This window comes from Streptomyces sp. NPDC005151, from assembly GCF_053599875.1.
The window spans coordinates 1-15,149 of record NZ_JBSFYR010000112.1 but is presented as its reverse complement, the minus strand read 5'-3'; the positions used below and the strand labels follow the sequence as shown (position 1 = coordinate 15,149).

Sequence of the window (15,149 nt, the reverse complement as noted above, 5' to 3'; positions counted from 1 at the left end):
CGGCGTCCATCTCGTCCGCCCGCGCCGCCGCCAGCTCGGCCAGCACCTCCGGCAGCACCGGATCGTCGATCGCAGCGACAGGGAGGAGCGGCGGCGATGCCGACTGTCGGATCGCCTTCGATCCAGCCCTGGCGCTGCCACCAGCCGATCGCCTTGCGCGCGATGGACAGCTCCCGGTTGACGGTGTCGGCGTCCATCTCGTCCGCCCGCGCCGCCGCCAGCTCGGCCAGCACCTCCGGCAGCACCGGATCGTCGATCGCAGCGACAGGGAGGAGCGGCGGCTTCGCACCGCGGCGGGCCGGACCCGTCGGCGCGCGTTCGCCGGCGAACATCCACCCCCACGTCGTCAGTGAAATCCGGTAGATCCGCGCGGAGGACTTCGCGATGCCCGCGCCGGTGAGAAACCGCTCGACCGCCGTCGTGTACGTGGCCGGAGGGGCGGACATGGGCACGACGCGGGCCCGCGGCAGCCGGAGCGCGCCCCCGCTCCCGAGCTCGGTCACCGGTTCGATCGTCACGTCCGCCCCGCCCCAGCATTGCCGCAGTAAATGCGTACACCTCACCTGCGGCGGCCGGAGAGTCCGCCGCAGGTGGCAACGATCACGGTAGAGGGTCTGCCGCAGTAAATCCGGCATTTACTGCGGCTGTTGAGCCGGGCCGCCGCGACCGAACGGCTTCAAGATCGTCCCATGGCCCCTTTTGGGCTTACCTCGGCGATACCCCTACTGACCGGTGTCTTCATCACGGTCCTCGACTTCTTCATCGTGAATGTGGCCATTCCGGCCACCCAGCGCGATCTGCATGCCGGTTCCGCCGCCATCGAGTGGGTGGTCGCCGGATACGCCCTGGCGTACGGCTCCGGGCTGATCCTCGGCGGACGGCTCGGCGACATCCATGGACGCCGCCGCATGTTCATGCTCGGGATGGGACTCTTCACGCTCGCCTCGATCGCCTGCGGTCTGGCGCCCGGCGCCGCGGCGCTGGTCGCCGCCCGCGTCGTGCAGGGCGCCGCGGCCGCACTGCTCTCACCGCAGGTGCTGGCGATCGTCCGCACCGCTTACACCGGACCCGCCCAGCTCAGGGCCATCAACGCCTATGCGCTGACCATGGGGCTGGCCGCCGTGTTCGGGCAGCTCATCGGCGGTGTGCTCATCCATGCGGATCTGTTCGGGCTGGGCTGGCGGGCCTGCTTCCTGATCAATGTGCCGATCGGGATCGCGGTGCTGGCAGTCGCCCGGCGGGTGATTCCGGAGAGCCGGGTTCCGAAGGCTGTCCGGCTCGACCTCGGTGGCGCCGCACTCGTCACCTCGGCCCTGGTCGCCACGCTGCTGCCGCTGATCGAGGGGCGTGAGCAGGGCTGGCCGCTGTGGACCTGGGCGTCGTTCGCCGGCGCGGCGGCGCTCTTCGTCGCGTACGGCAGACGGCGGCGGTGCGACGCTCCGCTGATCGACCCGGCCCTGTTCCGTCAACGGGCCTTCACCACAGGCCTGTTCACTGCGCTGGCCTACACCATGGGCATGGCCGCGTACTTCCTGATCTTCGCTCTCTACGCCCAGCAGGGACGGGGGCTCGACGCGCTGGAGGCCGGGCTGGTCTTCGTGCCGATCGGCGCGGGCTATCTGGGCGCTTCGCTGCTCGCGCCGCGGCTGGTGGCACAGATCGGCCGGCAGACGATCGCGCTGGGCGGGCTGACCAGAGCGGTGGGGCTGGGCGTGCTGTTCGTCCTGGTGGCGCAGGATGTGGCGATCGGATGGCTGGTTCCGGTGCTCGTCCTCGACGGCATCGGCATGGGCCTGGCGCTCGCCCCGATCATGACCACCGTGCTGTCCCGGGTCGCCCCGCAGCACGCCGGAGCCGCCGCCGGGGCGCTCACCACGGCGCAGCAGGTGGGCGGGGCGCTCGGGGTCGGCGTCGTCGGCATCGTCTACTACGGCAGCCTCGCCGACGGTGTGCCGACCGCATTCCGGCACGGGCTGGTCTACCTGGTCCTGGTGGCCCTGGCGCTCGCCGGTCTCGTACAGCTGCTGCCCCGGACCGCCGCGAGGACGAAGGCCGCACCCGGCGCGCGAGAAGGAGCCCACGCATGAACCGCCGGCACCGGCCGTCCGATCGACGGCCCGGCCCGCCGCTGCATCGCCCTGCGGGAGAAGCCCGATGCCGCCGCGTGACGCGGAAGGGCCGCACCCCGTCACCGGGATGCGGCCCTTCCTGCTGCTGCCGGACCTTACTTGCGGATCAGGCTGCGGAGCACGTACTGCATGATGCCGCCGTTGCGGTAGTAGTCCGCCTCACCGGGGGTGTCGATGCGGACGACCGCGTCGAACTCCACACCGGTGTCGGTGGAGACCTTCACCGTGCGCGGCGTGGTGCCGTTGTTCAGCTCGGTCACGCCGGTGAAGGAGAAGGTCTCCTCGCCGGTGAGGCCGAGTGCCTCGGCGGTCGCGCCCACCGGGAACTGGAGCGGGAGGACGCCCATGCCGATGAGGTTCGAGCGGTGGATGCGCTCGTACGACTCGGCGATGACGGCCTTGACGCCGAGGAGCGCGGTGCCCTTGGCGGCCCAGTCGCGGGACGAGCCGGAGCCGTACTCCTTGCCCGCCAGGATGACCAGCGGGGTGCCGGCGGCCTGGTAGTTCTGCGAGGCGTCGTAGATGAACGACACCGGCGCATCGGCCTGGGTGAAGTCGCGGGTGTAGCCACCCTCGGTGCCCGGGGCGATCTGGTTGCGCAGGCGGATGTTCGCGAACGTGCCGCGAATCATGACCTCGTGGTTACCGCGGCGCGAGCCGTACGAGTTGAAGTCGCGGCGCTCGACGCCGTGCTCCGTCAGGTACGTGCCGGCCGGGGTGTCGGCCTTGATCGCACCGGCCGGGGAGATGTGGTCGGTGGTGACCGAGTCGCCCAGCTTCGCCAGCACGCGGGCGCCGGTGATGTCGGAGACCGGGGTGGTCTCCATCGTCATGCCCTCGAAGTAAGGGGGCTTGCGCACGTAGGTGGACTGCGGGTCCCACTCGAAGGTGTTGCCGGTCGGGATCGGCAGCGCCTGCCACTGGGCGTCGCCCGCGAAGACGTCCCGGTAGGACTTGTTGAACATGTCCTCGCCGATGGAGTTGGCGACGACGTCGTTGACCTCGGCCTCGGTGGGCCAGATGTCCGCGAGGTAGACCGGCTTGCCGTCCTGGTCGATGCCCAGGGCGTCCTTGGCGATGTCGACCTTCATCGAGCCGGCGATGGCGTACGCGACGACCAGCGGCGGGGACGCCAGGTAGTTCATCTTGACGTCGGGGTTGATCCGGCCCTCGAAGTTCCGGTTGCCGGAAAGCACCGAGGTCACGGCCAGGTCGTGCTCGTTGACCGCCTTGGAGACCTCCTCCGGCAGCGGGCCGGAGTTGCCGATGCAGGTGGTGCAGCCGTAGCCGACGAGGTTGAAGCCGACCTTGTCGAGGTACGGGGTCAGGCCCGCCTTGTCGAAGTAGTCGGTGACGACCTTGGAACCCGGGGCGAGCGTGGTCTTGACCCACGGCTTGCGGGTCAGGCCCTTCTCGACCGCCTTCTTGGCCACGAGCGCCGCGGCGACCATGACGTACGGGTTCGAGGTGTTGGTGCAGGACGTGATCGCGGCGACGGTGACGGCGCCGTGGTCGATCTCGTACGTCGTCCCGTCGAGGGCCGTGACCGTGGTCGGACGCGACGGCACACCGTTGGAGGAGGCCGGCGAGTCGGAGGCCGGGAAGGACTCCTTGCCGGACTCCTCGTCCTCGGAGACGTAGTTGCGGACGTCCTGCGCGAACTGCTGCGAGGCGTTGGCGAGGACGATGCGGTCCTGCGGGCGCTTCGGGCCGGCGATGGAGGGGACGACCGTGGAGAGGTCGAGCTCCAGCTTCTCGGAGAAGTCCGGCTCGGCGGCCGGGTCGAGCCAGAGGCCCTGCTCCTTGGCGTACGCCTCGACGAGCGCGACCTGCTGCTCGTCACGGCCGGTCAGGCGCAGGTACTTCAGCGTCTCGTCGTCGATCGGGAAGATCGCGGCGGTGGAGCCGAACTCCGGCGACATGTTGCCGATGGTGGCGCGGTTCGCGAGGGAGGTGGCGGCGACGCCCTCACCGTAGAACTCGACGAACTTGCCGACGACGCCGTGCTTGCGGAGCATCTCGGTGATGGTCAGCACGAGGTCGGTGGCGGTGGTGCCGGGCTTCAGCTCGCCGATCAGCTTGAAGCCGACGACGCGCGGGATGAGCATGGAGACCGGCTGGCCGAGCATCGCGGCCTCGGCCTCGATGCCGCCGACGCCCCAGCCCAGCACGCCGAGGCCGTTGACCATGGTGGTGTGCGAGTCGGTGCCGACGAGGGTGTCGGGGTACGCCTGGCCACCCCGGACCATGACCGTACGGGCCAGGTGCTCAATGTTGACCTGGTGGACGATGCCGGTGCCCGGGGGGACGACCTTGAACTCGTCGAAGGCGGTCTGGCCCCAGCGCAGGAACTGGTAGCGCTCCTTGTTGCGGCCGTACTCCAGCTCGACGTTCTGCGCGAACGCATCGTTGGTGCCGAACTTGTCCGCGATGACGGAGTGGTCGATGACCAGCTCCGCCGGCGCGAGGGGGTTGATCTTCGCCGGGTCGCCGCCGAGCTCCTTCACGGCCTCACGCATGGTGGCGAGGTCCACGACACACGGAACACCGGTGAAGTCCTGCATGATCACGCGGGCCGGCGTGAACTGGATCTCCTGGCTGGGCTGAGCCTGGGAGTCCCAGCCACCCAGCGCCCGGATGTGGTCGGCGGTGATGTTCGCGCCGTCCTCGGTGCGGAGCAGGTTCTCCAGCAGCACCTTCAGGCTGTAAGGGAGGCGCGCGGAGCCCTCGACCTTGTCCAGCTTGAAGATCTCGTACGACTCGTCGCCCACGCGCAGCGTGCTGCGGGCGTCGAAGCTGTTCGCCGACACGACAGTCTCCTTCATCAATGTGCGCGTACTACCGCGCCGCGCCTCATTACGGCGGGCGCCGCGTGGTGCCGCCTACGGCTCCTCGACCATCCGCTAAGGTAAGGCTTAGTTAGGTAACCCTTACCATTCGGCGGTGCGGTGCACCTTCGGCAGATATCTCGATGTCGAGATAACTCTAGTACATCACCGCGGAACGGTCATGCCCGGCTGCCCGTGACCGCTGTCATCCAATCGAGGCGTTTGACAGCGAACCCAGTCGTTTCGGCTTCCTTGCCAGCGAACCTAGTCGTACGAGGTGACGCGCTGGGGGTGCTGGATGGCCGTACCGGTCGGGGTAAATCTTGCAGAGCCGTACGTCGAGCTGTCGTACGTGGATGCTGTACGCGAGCGTCGGCGGCGTCCGCTGCTGGACTGTGTGACGGCCCGGTTCGAGGACGTGGCCGCCGTACGGCCGTTTCGCTGGGCGCGCGGTGAGCGTCACTTCTCCGGCTGGTACTGGGCGGCAACGACCGGGCAGCACGTCGGTTTCGAATCGTGGCTGGAGCGGGACCGGCTTCTGCTGATGGACTTCGATCCCGAGGTGGTGGGAATCGCCTCGCAACCGTTCTGGCTGCACTGGCACGACGGCGAGCGGGAGCGTCGGCACGCTCCGGACTACTTCGTACGCCGCACGGACGGCTCGGCGGTGGTCGTCGATGTCCGCGCCGATGAACGGATCGAGCCGAAGGACGCGGAAGCGTTCGAGGTCACCCGCCTGGCCTGCGGCCAGGCAGGATGGGGCTTCGAGCGGGTCGGGGTGCCGGATGCGGCGCTTCTGGCGAATGTTCGGTGGCTGTCGCGCTACCGGCACCCGCGGTGCCTGCACGGACCGGTCGTGAACCGGCTCCGGGCAGCTCTCTCGGCCCCGGTCCCGCTGATGATCGGAGCCGATGCCGCCGGCGACCGGCTTGAGACGCTGCCTGGCTTGTTCCATCTCCTCTGGCTCCAGGAAGTGGCCGCCGAGGGACTGGCGGTCGAGTTTCTGGGGCCGTCCACCATCGTGCGCCTGGCGGACGGAGGTGGACGGTGACGGGGAAAGTGCGACGAGTGCCTCCGACGGGCAGGATCGCGGAATTCCCGGAGAGCGCCGCTGAACAGGCTCGCTGGTGGGAGAGGCACATTCTGGAGGTTCTTGACGGCTTACCGCCGGATGCTCCTGCGGGGACGGTGCCACGGCCGGAGTTCGATCCGGAACGGAACTCGCTGGCTCAACGGGAGCGGGCCAAGGCTGCCGAGCTGACGGCGGGCGGGCACGCGATGACGGCCAGCGGCGTCAAGCAGCGGCGCCAGCGCTACCAGCGCGACGGGCTGGTAGGACTGGCCGGTCGGCCAAACAGATGCCATCGTTCGGCCGGGTCGCCCCGGCGGTGGTCGAGGCGATGCGGGAGGCGATCGAGGAGACCGCCGAGGCGTCGTCGAAAACGATCGGCTTCGTGGTCTGGCGGGCGACCCAGATCCTGAACGCACGCGAGGACGCGGAAGGTGTCGAGATGCCGTCCGAGCGCACGCTCTATCGGCTGTTCGACAGGCTGGCGGCCGGAACCCACGCGACAGGCTCGGCAACCACGCGCCGCTCGGTGAACGCGCGTCCGGCCGGTCCGTTCGGGGAGGTGCCCGCCTGCGCGCCGGGCGAATGGATGCAGATCGACTCCACTCCGCTGGATGTCCTGGTACGGCTGGACGACGGCATTGTCGAGAAGGTCGAGTTGACGGCCATGATCGACCTGGCGACCAGGTCACTGGCCGCTGTGGTGCTGCGACCGACGACAAAAGCGGCCGACGCCTCTGCTCTCCTGGCCCGGAGCATCACCCCGGAGACGATGCGTCCTGGCTGGTCCGAGGCCCTTCGGATGTCGAGGTCGGCGATGCCGCACCGGCGGCTGCTGGCTTTGGACGAGCGGCTGGAGCACGCGGCCGCGAAGCCGGTGATCGTGCCGGACACGATCGTCTGCGACCACGGCAAGGTCTTCATCTCGAACAACTTCCGCGCCTCTTGCCGCTACCTGGGCATCAGCCTTCAGCCGACTCACAAGGCGTCACCCTTCGAGAAGGGCGCGATCGAGAAAACGCTGGGGTCGGTGGCGACCCTGTTCGCGCAGTTCGTCGCGGGCTACACCGGCCGGTCGGTGGACCGCCGGGGCCGGGGCCTGAAGAACGGGCCACTGTGGTCCTTGCCCGAGTTGCAGAGCTTGCTGGAGGAGTGGACCGTCGCCGTCTGGCAGAACCGTCCGCACGATGCACTGCGGGACCCGGACTCTCCGAAACGGGCTTTCTCGCCAAACGAGAAGTACGCGACGCTGCTGGAGTCGTGCGGCTACGTTCCGGCCCCGCTCAGCGGCGAGGACTACATCGAGTTGCTGCCCGAACGGTGGCAGGCGATCAACGCCTACGGCATCCGGATCAACCACCGCACCTATGACGCTCGCGAGTTGACCCCCATGCGCCGCCAGCACTCCGGGGTGGCGGAGAAGAAGGGGCTATGGGAGATCCACTACGACCCCTACGACGTCTCCCGCATCTGGGTACGCGACCGGCGCGACGGATCTGACCGGTGGATCACGGTGTTCTGGAAGCACCTGCACCGCGTCGGCGTCCCGTTCGGTGAGATGGCCTGGGACCACGCTCGTGAACAGGCGCCCTGCGGGAGCGAAGAACAGATCGCCGATGCCGCCGCTGCCCTTCTGCAGCGAGCCCACGACGGCCCCGCAGAGAAGAACGCCCGTCCGGCCAGGGCTTCCCGGCGAGACCGCCGCGTCGCTGCCCGCACCCGGGCCACCACGACCCACCGGTCGAATCCTGACCCGCCGGTCACCGAGGCGACGCCGGAGGACGATGCGGACTCCGGCCTGGCCAAGGTCATCCCGCTGGGCTTGTTCGACCCGCTCGCCAATCCCTGGAGGCGTTCGTGACCACCCCTGAACTAACGGCCCGACAAACCGCATTGCTAGAGGTCGACGCCGATGCCGACCGGCAGCTCACCACATTGGACGGATGGCGGAGGTTCATCGACAGCTCCCCCGCGCCCCCGGTCCTCTTGTCTCCCGGCGACCTGGAGCAGCTCTCTCCCACCGCCCGGGACCTTTACGACGACGATCGGCTCGGCCATCACGCCCGCATGCTCACGGTCGCCACCTCGTTCGTCGAGAAGACAGTGATCTGTGGCCGCAGATTGGTCCTGCTCAATCGGCACGCGATCAGTGCCCGCCGCGGCCTGATGGTCTCCGGGCTTCCCGGCACGGGCAAGACCAGCGCCATCACCCAGCTCGGACGGTCCCACGAACTCCTCGACCGGGCCCGGCACCCGAACATCGCCGACCGCATCCCGGTTCTCTACATCACCGTCCCGCCCGCGGCCACCGCCCGCATGGTCGCCGCTGAGTTCGCCCGCTTCCTTGGCCTTCCCGTCCGAGGCCGATCGAACATGACGGACATCATCGAGGCAGTGGTCGGCGTCTGCACCGACACTCGCACCGGCCTCGTGCTCGTCGACGAAATCCACAATGTCTCGCAGGTCACGCGGGCCGGCGGCGAGGTCTCCGACACCCTGAAGTACTTCTCGGAACGCATCCCCGCAACGTTCGTTTACGCCGGCATCGGCCTGGAGACCAGCGAACTACTAGCCGGCACACGGGGCGCCCAGATCGCGGGCCGCTTCACTCTCGTTCCCACCCGCCCATTTCCTTACGGAGACGAATGGAAGAGGCTGGTCGCGACCATGGAAGAGACCTTGCTCCTGCACGAACACCCGCCGGGAAGCCTGGTCAAGCTGGACCGCTACCTCCACAACCGGGCCGACGGCATGATCGGAGCGTTGTCTCACGCGATCCGCAGCGCCGCGATCGACGCCATCCTCAACGGCACCGAGCGTGTAACCAAAGAAGCAATCGACGCGATCCCCCTGGACCACGCCGCGGAGACCACGACGACGTCCCCGTCCAAGAAGACGGCCCGAAGGTGACCCGCGTGCCAACTGACCGCCCTGCCCTGCTTCCCATCCAGGTTCCGCCACGGCTCGGAGAGACAACCGACTCCTACATCCGACGCCTGGCTCGCGCCAACCACCTCAAGCCCAGTTACCTGCACCGTTTCCTCTGCGGCCCACCGTTCTGGTTCGGCAAACCCAGTCTCTCCCGCCTCGCAGCAGCCTCCGGCCGCCCCAGACGCTCGCTCGAACGGGCCCTGGCCGACGTCGCATCGCCACGACGACGCAACAAGCCGAACGTCCGCTACCCCAGCACCGTCCCCTTGGCCGACCGCCCGGACCTGGCCCTCCGCATCCGCGAGACTGCCCAGTCCGGGCCCGCGACCATCCGTGACCTGTCCAGACGCCACCAACTGCCCTCCCAGACCATCCGCACCATCCTGGAAATGCCAGCGCCGAGCACCTACAGGTCCTGGAAAGGTCCCAGGACGGGGCAGCCAGCCAGACGGCCCGCCCCCGCGATCAACGACTCAACACGAACCCTGATTGACGCCATGCTCGCCCAACGCCTCGATCTCCGAGAGATCTGGAACCGGCTGATGGACGACCACGACGTCTCAGTGTCCTACTCCTCCATCAACGTCTACTTCCGGTCCCGTCCGCATGTGGAACGTCACGCAATTCCCCATCAGCAGCGCCAGCTTCCCCACGCAAGCATTCGCCCCTGAGTCTCTCGCGCGCGCATAGTCACTGAAGCGGCCCTCAGCAACCTCCGTATCTTGGTGCCATGACGGACACGGAAGAACCGAAGCTCTACGTGAACCGCTGGGGCGACACATCAGATCCAGCCCCGGAGCGGCGGGGGCCCCGCCAGGACGCGTGCTCGTGCTTCGACCAGTCCAGGCCGCACCCGCGAGCCTGCGTCGGATTCCACACCGAACGGCAGGACACCTCTGCCCCGGGCTGGCAACACCTGCTGGAGCTGGTCGATGAGGCCGCCGCCGACGGGCGCGAAGAGTTCCGCCCCCTCACCGAGCTGAGCCCGGAAGAGCGGCGGCAGGTAATCACCCTGCCGCCGAGCATCGCCAGGCTGACAGCGGTCAAACACCTGGTGCTCTACGGCAGCAACTTGGTCCGCATCCCGCCCGAGATCGGATCCATGACCAGCCTGGAGGAGTTCACCCTATACACCTCATACCGACTTCACTGGTTCCCCTACGAGATCACCCTGAGAGCCGAAGCTCAGAATGAGAGTGCGGACCCCAACCTGGTAGTGCACTTTCTTAGTGTGATCCCCTAGATGAGAGTGATGGGGTCGCCTTCGGGGGGGGGTGCGCGCGTGTCGCCACGGCGATTAGCGCTGGTCACGGCTCCTCGGGCGGGCGAGGCGTTCGAGCGAGCTGATGCGCAGCTCCTCGCACGGCGCGGTCCGGCGTTCATCTCCGTCGACGACACGCGTCTTGGTCCCCGCCGACGCATCGTCATCTCGGCGGCGGAGGTCCAACACTAATGATCACCGGAGTCACCAGGGGGAGCCCGCAGCATGACCGGCACCACGGAGGCCCTTGGCGGGTCGGCTGCAGTCGACGATGCAGCACGAAGCGTCACGCGCCCGTTCTACGTATACGCCGTGCTCGCCAACACGCTGTTCCAGCGCGGCGTATTCGTCCTCTTCCTTTATCAGCGAGGCTTCTCCGCCGGGCAAGTGGCCCTACTGCAGACACTGCTCTACCTGGTCAGCGGACTTGCGGAGTTGCCGACGGGAGTCATCGCCGACCGAATCGGCAGGCGTGCCAGCATCGTGATCGGCCAGGTGCTGATAGCTGGATGTCTGCTCGGTCAGGTGGCGTTCTCCAACTACTGGGTGTTCCTGGCGCTGTTCATCGGGCAGGGCGTGGGCATGGCATGTGTGTCCGGTTCGGACACCGCCCTGCTGTACGACCTGCTCGTGCGTCGTGGTGCAACGGCCAGCTACGTCAAGATCAAGTCCCGGTTCACCATGCTCGGGACGGTCACCTCGGGAGCCGCCATCGTCTTCGGCGGCCAACTGCAGCAGATTTCCTGGGGAGTCGTCTACGTCGGTTCGGCGGCGTGCCTCGTCCTGGCCGTGGTGGTGCTGATGTCACGGGTGCCCGAGATCCGCGGCGCGGACGCGGTGGACGAGCAGGACGGAGCCGAGGAGGAGCACGGCGACGCCACAGCATGGCGGGCGATGCTTCGGGTCGCCACGCCGGCGCTCGTGACGCTTGTCGTGGTGTCCGGATTGATGCATGCGACTTTGACGCCGTACATCATTTTTACGCAGAAGACCCTCTCCGATCAGGGAGCGGGCACCGCATTGGTCAGCGTGGTCATATCGGCGGGATTCTTCGCCGGCGGGCTCACTCCATTGCTGTCGGACCGCGCGGACCGGCGCATCGGGTATCGGGTCATCGTCCCGGTGTCTCTCCTGACGCTCGCCGTGGCGCTCGGCCTGAGCGGCCTCGGCCTTGTCTGGGTCACCATCGCCGCGTTCCTGGTCCTGGTCGGAATTCCCGAGATCACCGCCGTGATCGTGGACAACGTGTTCAACGAGGCAGTGCCGTCGCGCCACCGGGCGAGCCTGCTGTCGATGATCGCATTCGTGGAGTCGGCGCTCATCGGCATCGGCTATCTCGTCCTCGGCGCGCTCATGGACGGGTTGGGCTCCAGTGTGGGCATGGCCACCTACGCCGCGGTCCCCCTGCTGGCATGTCTCCTGTGGCTCCCGGTGCTCTTCCGAGGGGCACGGGTGACCACCGAGATCGAGAAGCCCGCCGACCAAAAGGCATCCTGAAACAGACCATCTCGAGCAACGCCCCTGCCCGATGGCGGGGGCGTCGAAAATGGCCCCTCGAATGGAGCCGGTGCGGAAGCGTAGCCGGAAGGGAGTGGCGTGGAGAATCGGTTCGCGGGCAGGTGCGCGTCGTGCTCGGTGTGGGTGTCGGCGGGCGGCGGGTTTCTCGGCAAGGGCCTCGACGGAAGCTGGGACGTGCGGTGCCAAGAGCCGCTACAGCAGGACCATGCGCGAGCGGCAGTTGTCCAACGGCTGCGGTCACTGCGACGCGCTGCAGGGCACCTTCCCCGTCCACGACGAGGCAATGGGCCGCGTCGCCGCGAGCGGCGTGGACGGGCTGGACACGTTGCTGGTCGCTGCCTGCCCGGTGCTGGAGTGGCAGGCCGTCGTCCACGACAACAGCGGCGGCGTGATGGCGATCTGAGCTCACACGCAGCGAGAACCCCCTGGTCAGCTCCACTCTCATTTCCCATGCCCCAGAATGGCCTCGATTAGATATTCATCAAATCAACAGTGGCCAGGTCAGAGGGCATGTCAAGTCTCATCTTCAGCGGCGGCTCTCACACCCGATGCCAGAAGCTGACCCGCAGCACAGTGAGCACGCGCGCGTTGTTCGGCAACGAGAAGCTGCGGCCACCCTTCCCAGGGCTTCAGCCTGCCCAGGACTCCGTCGCGGACCTCAATCTGGAGAACCTGGATCCCCGGCGATGGGGCATCACCGCCATCCATCGCTGCAGTGTCTGCAACCATCCGATCGCACAGAGCGGATTCCATCAGGTATGGATCTCGCTACGCGTGGCCACCGACGTGCTTCCTCTGCTGGTCAGCGCCTGCTCGTCGGAGCAATGCTCAAGACCTGTGGATCGGTGTCGGGGAGACGCGCGATGGGCGTACCTTCCCGAATGATCCTGTGATGGTCATCGAGTAGGCCGACGTTGGCGCGTCGGTCGGGAAGGCACGCCCGTGCTCACGGTAGTCAACGCTGACGGTTCCACGCCAAACGGCTCCCTGATCGACGAGATCGTCCGCGAGGGCGCTCGGCGGATGCTGGCCGCCGCGCTGGAAGCCGAAGTCAACAGCTACATAGCCGAGTTGGCCGACCAGCTGGACGGTAGCGGTCGCCGTCTGGTCGTGCGCAACGGCTACCACCAGCCGCGGAAGGTCACTACGGCCGCCGGGGCGGTCGAGGTCAGGGCCCCGCGCGTGAACGACAAACGCATCGACGAGGCGACCGGGGAGCGCAAGCGGTTCTCCTCGTCGATCCTGCCGCCCTGGTGCCGCAAGTCACCGAAGATCGCAGAGGTGTTGCCGCTGCTCTACCTGCACGGCCTGTCGTCCGGTGACTTCGTGCCCGCGCTGGAGCAGTTCCTCGGCTCCTCGGCCGGCCTGTCGCCCGCGACGGTGACGCGGCTGACCACGCAGTGGCAGGCCGACCACACCGCGTTCATGGAGCGTGACCTGTCCGCCACGGACTATGTATACGTCTGGGCGGACGGCGTCCACCTGCGGGTACGCCTGGAGGAGGCGAAAGCCGCGGTGCTGGTGCTGATGGGCGTGCGCGCGGACGGCACGAAGGAGCTGATCGCGATGACGGACGGCTACCGCGAGTCGTCCGAGGCGTGGGCGGGCCTGCTGCGGGACTGCGCCCGCCGGGGCATGCGGGCCCCGGTCCTGGCCGTCGGCGACGGCGCGCTCGGCTTCTGGAACGCACTGAACGAGGTGTTCCCCGACACCCGTCATCAGAGGTGCTGGGTTCACAAAACGGCCAATGTGCTCGACGCGCTCCCGAAATCCGCGCAGCCCGCGGCCAAGCGCGCGATCCAGGAGATCTACAACGCCGAGGACAAGGAGCACGCGGCCAAGGCCATCCGCGACTTCGAGCGGGCCTACGGGGCGAAGTACCCCAAGGTCGTCAAGCGGATCACGGACGACGAGGACGAGCTGCTGGCGTTCTTCGACTTTCCCGCCGAGCACTGGATCCACCTGCGGACCACGAATCCCATCGAGTCGACCTTCGCCACGGTGCGACTGCGGACCAAGGTCACCAAAGGCGCCGGCAGCCGCGCTGCCGCGCTCGCCATGGTCTTCAAGCTGATCGAGTCCGCCCAGGCCCGCCGGCGGGCCGTGAACGCACCCCACCTCGTCGCCCTCGTCTGCGCCGGAGCCCGCTTCGAACGCGGCCACCTCGTCGAACGCCCCGAAGCCATCGCGGCCTGAACCACATCAACAGATCCACAGGTCTTGACAATTACTCTGCTCGTCGGCATGTGTCGCCGAACTGCCCGACGGTGCGAAGGACTACATCCCCACACCGCACACAGGCGGCCGAGTCGATCAGCCAGCGTCCGACTGGGACTGACCTGCCCACGTGACCGTCGACACCGCGGCCCATCTCACGTGATCTTTTGCCAACCAACTTAGTCGTGGCAGGTCAGCGCGACCAAGACGACTAACTTCACTGTCAAAGGACAGCCCGTACGATGCCGCCCGCTCTCGCACCGTGTCCCGTCTCCGGTGATCTGGTCCCGGTCTCACATGGTCTGGTTCGGTTCACTCGCCGTCTCAGATGATCTGGTCTGTGCTGGCTGTGGCTACGCAGTGGCGGCGCTCCTTCATTGCTCGCTGTCCACGTGGCGTGCGCGGAGCCACGCTGCCTCGAACTCGCCCGGGTGGATTTCCATGTCCGCGAGCTCCGGGTCGAAGAGGTCTACGACCGGCGTATCGAACGCCCAGTCGTCGGGGCTGCTCTTCAGCGCGGTTCCGTCTTCGGCGAGCTCTACCTGGCGCAGCCTGCGGCCGTCGGAGTCGACCTCCATGAGGTACGTCGTGAGGCCGTCATCGTCACCGTCGGCTTCCCAGCGGCGCCGAAGGTGCACGATGCTCCTGTCTGCGAGCGCGCCGAAGCCGGGGCGGTCCCGCTGTGCGTCGCGCTTGGCCCGCAGTCCGTCCAGGCCCGGGGGCATGGTCGGCTCATCAATGTCGACTTCGGTCAGGTCCCGGTCAGCACGCTCGATGGCCTCTGGGCTGTCGATCACCTCGACCTCCGCGAAGGCCTCAAGGACCTCCCGGGCCGAGCGCGCGTGGATCCACCACCACAAACCGCCCATGCCGTAGTCGTGCAAGACGAGATAGCGCGACTTCGGCGCCGGGTCAGGGATTGTCATATCGGCCGAGAGTAGTTGAGCGCGATCAAGCACGACGACACCAGACCAGATCATCTGAGACAACAGCCAGCATCCATACGCCATAGACCAGATCACCTGAGATTTCCCGCAGCCACGCGTCTCAGTTGATCCGGTCGTCGCAGGTCGCGGGCCCGGCGTCGGGCCAGATCATCTAAGAAGCTGTTGTCTTTCCGGATGTGATCGCTGAGTTTCTTCTGGTCAGGCATGGTCTCGGTGTCGTCGAGGGAGGCTTGGACTGTTCTGTTGGTC

11 protein-coding genes and 1 pseudogene are annotated in these 15,149 nt (G+C 67.6%); 9 read left to right on the top strand and 3 right to left on the bottom strand.

Annotated features, from left to right (window positions below; translation table 11 throughout):
• Positions 1-503, bottom strand: a pseudogene (locus ACWD6R_RS35265) (hypothetical protein); the annotation flags it as partial.
• A 186-nt stretch (positions 504-689) separates the two neighbouring features.
• Here ACWD6R_RS35265 and ACWD6R_RS35260 point away from each other — a divergent pair.
• Positions 690-2,087, top strand: a complete 1,398-nt coding sequence (locus tag ACWD6R_RS35260) for an MFS transporter (RefSeq protein ID WP_451822462.1) — start codon at positions 690-692, stop codon at positions 2,085-2,087.
• A 137-nt stretch (positions 2,088-2,224) separates the two neighbouring features.
• On the opposite strand, the gene acnA is transcribed toward ACWD6R_RS35260, so the two are convergent.
• Positions 2,225-4,939 carry an aconitate hydratase AcnA gene (gene acnA, locus ACWD6R_RS35255; protein WP_451822461.1) on the bottom strand — a complete coding sequence of 905 codons (2,715 nt, stop codon included), beginning with the start codon at positions 4,937-4,939 and terminating at the stop codon, positions 2,225-2,227.
• Positions 4,940-5,255: 316 nt separating this feature from the next.
• Between acnA and ACWD6R_RS35250 the strand changes: the two genes are divergently transcribed.
• The 8 genes from ACWD6R_RS35250 (at position 5,256) to ACWD6R_RS35215 (ending at position 13,932) form a co-directional block, all read left to right on the top strand.
• Positions 5,256-6,008: a TnsA-like heteromeric transposase endonuclease subunit gene (locus ACWD6R_RS35250; RefSeq protein ID WP_451822460.1), complete on the top strand. Its 753-nt coding sequence runs from the start codon at positions 5,256-5,258 to the stop codon at positions 6,006-6,008.
• A gap of 307 nt (positions 6,009-6,315) precedes the next feature.
• Complete coding sequence (locus ACWD6R_RS35245; RefSeq protein WP_451822459.1) at positions 6,316-7,887, top strand: Mu transposase C-terminal domain-containing protein; 1,572 nt, start codon at positions 6,316-6,318, stop codon at positions 7,885-7,887.
• On the top strand, positions 7,884-8,936 hold the full coding sequence (locus ACWD6R_RS35240) for an ATP-binding protein (protein ID WP_451822458.1): 1,053 nt from the start codon (positions 7,884-7,886) through the stop codon (positions 8,934-8,936). Before ACWD6R_RS35245 ends, ACWD6R_RS35240 begins: the two co-directional genes overlap by 4 nt.
• Before the next feature lie 5 nt (positions 8,937-8,941).
• A complete protein-coding gene (locus ACWD6R_RS35235; RefSeq protein ID WP_451822457.1) occupies positions 8,942-9,628 on the top strand; it encodes a hypothetical protein in 687 nt (228 codons plus the stop codon).
• Between the two features lie 59 nt (positions 9,629-9,687).
• The gene (locus ACWD6R_RS35230) at positions 9,688-10,200 is read left to right on the top strand and encodes a hypothetical protein (RefSeq protein WP_451822456.1); all 513 of its coding nucleotides are present in this window, start codon (positions 9,688-9,690) and stop codon (positions 10,198-10,200) included.
• A 243-nt stretch (positions 10,201-10,443) separates the two neighbouring features.
• A complete protein-coding gene (locus tag ACWD6R_RS35225) occupies positions 10,444-11,715 on the top strand; it encodes an MFS transporter (protein ID WP_451822455.1) in 1,272 nt (423 codons plus the stop codon).
• 226 nt (positions 11,716-11,941) lie between these two features.
• Positions 11,942-12,139: a hypothetical protein gene (locus ACWD6R_RS35220; protein ID WP_451822454.1), complete on the top strand. Its 198-nt coding sequence runs from the start codon at positions 11,942-11,944 to the stop codon at positions 12,137-12,139.
• A 539-nt stretch (positions 12,140-12,678) separates the two neighbouring features.
• On the top strand, positions 12,679-13,932 hold the full coding sequence (locus ACWD6R_RS35215) for an IS256 family transposase (protein WP_451822453.1): 1,254 nt from the start codon (positions 12,679-12,681) through the stop codon (positions 13,930-13,932).
• 395 nt (positions 13,933-14,327) lie between these two features.
• Here the strand turns inward: ACWD6R_RS35215 and ACWD6R_RS35210 are convergent, their stop codons facing one another.
• The gene (locus ACWD6R_RS35210) at positions 14,328-14,933 is read right to left on the bottom strand and encodes a hypothetical protein (RefSeq protein ID WP_451822466.1); all 606 of its coding nucleotides are present in this window, start codon (positions 14,931-14,933) and stop codon (positions 14,328-14,330) included.
• Positions 14,934-15,149 lie beyond the last annotated feature (216 nt).

Bases quoted from the DNA above. Each gene is read 5' to 3' on its own strand.
- ACWD6R_RS35220 (WP_451822454.1), top strand. From the start codon at position 11,942: ATGCGCGAGCGGCAGTTGTCCAACGGCTGCGGTCACTGCGACGCGCTG.
- ACWD6R_RS35245 (WP_451822459.1), top strand. From the start codon at position 6,316: ATGCCATCGTTCGGCCGGGTCGCCCCGGCGGTGGTCGAGGCGATGCGG.
- ACWD6R_RS35260 (WP_451822462.1), top strand. From the start codon at position 690: ATGGCCCCTTTTGGGCTTACCTCGGCGATACCCCTACTGACCGGTGTC.
- ACWD6R_RS35210 (WP_451822466.1), bottom strand. From the start codon at position 14,933: ATGATCTGGTCTGGTGTCGTCGTGCTTGATCGCGCTCAACTACTCTCG.
- ACWD6R_RS35230 (WP_451822456.1), top strand. From the start codon at position 9,688: ATGACGGACACGGAAGAACCGAAGCTCTACGTGAACCGCTGGGGCGAC.
- ACWD6R_RS35225 (WP_451822455.1), top strand. From the start codon at position 10,444: ATGACCGGCACCACGGAGGCCCTTGGCGGGTCGGCTGCAGTCGACGAT.
- ACWD6R_RS35250 (WP_451822460.1), top strand. From the start codon at position 5,256: ATGGCCGTACCGGTCGGGGTAAATCTTGCAGAGCCGTACGTCGAGCTG.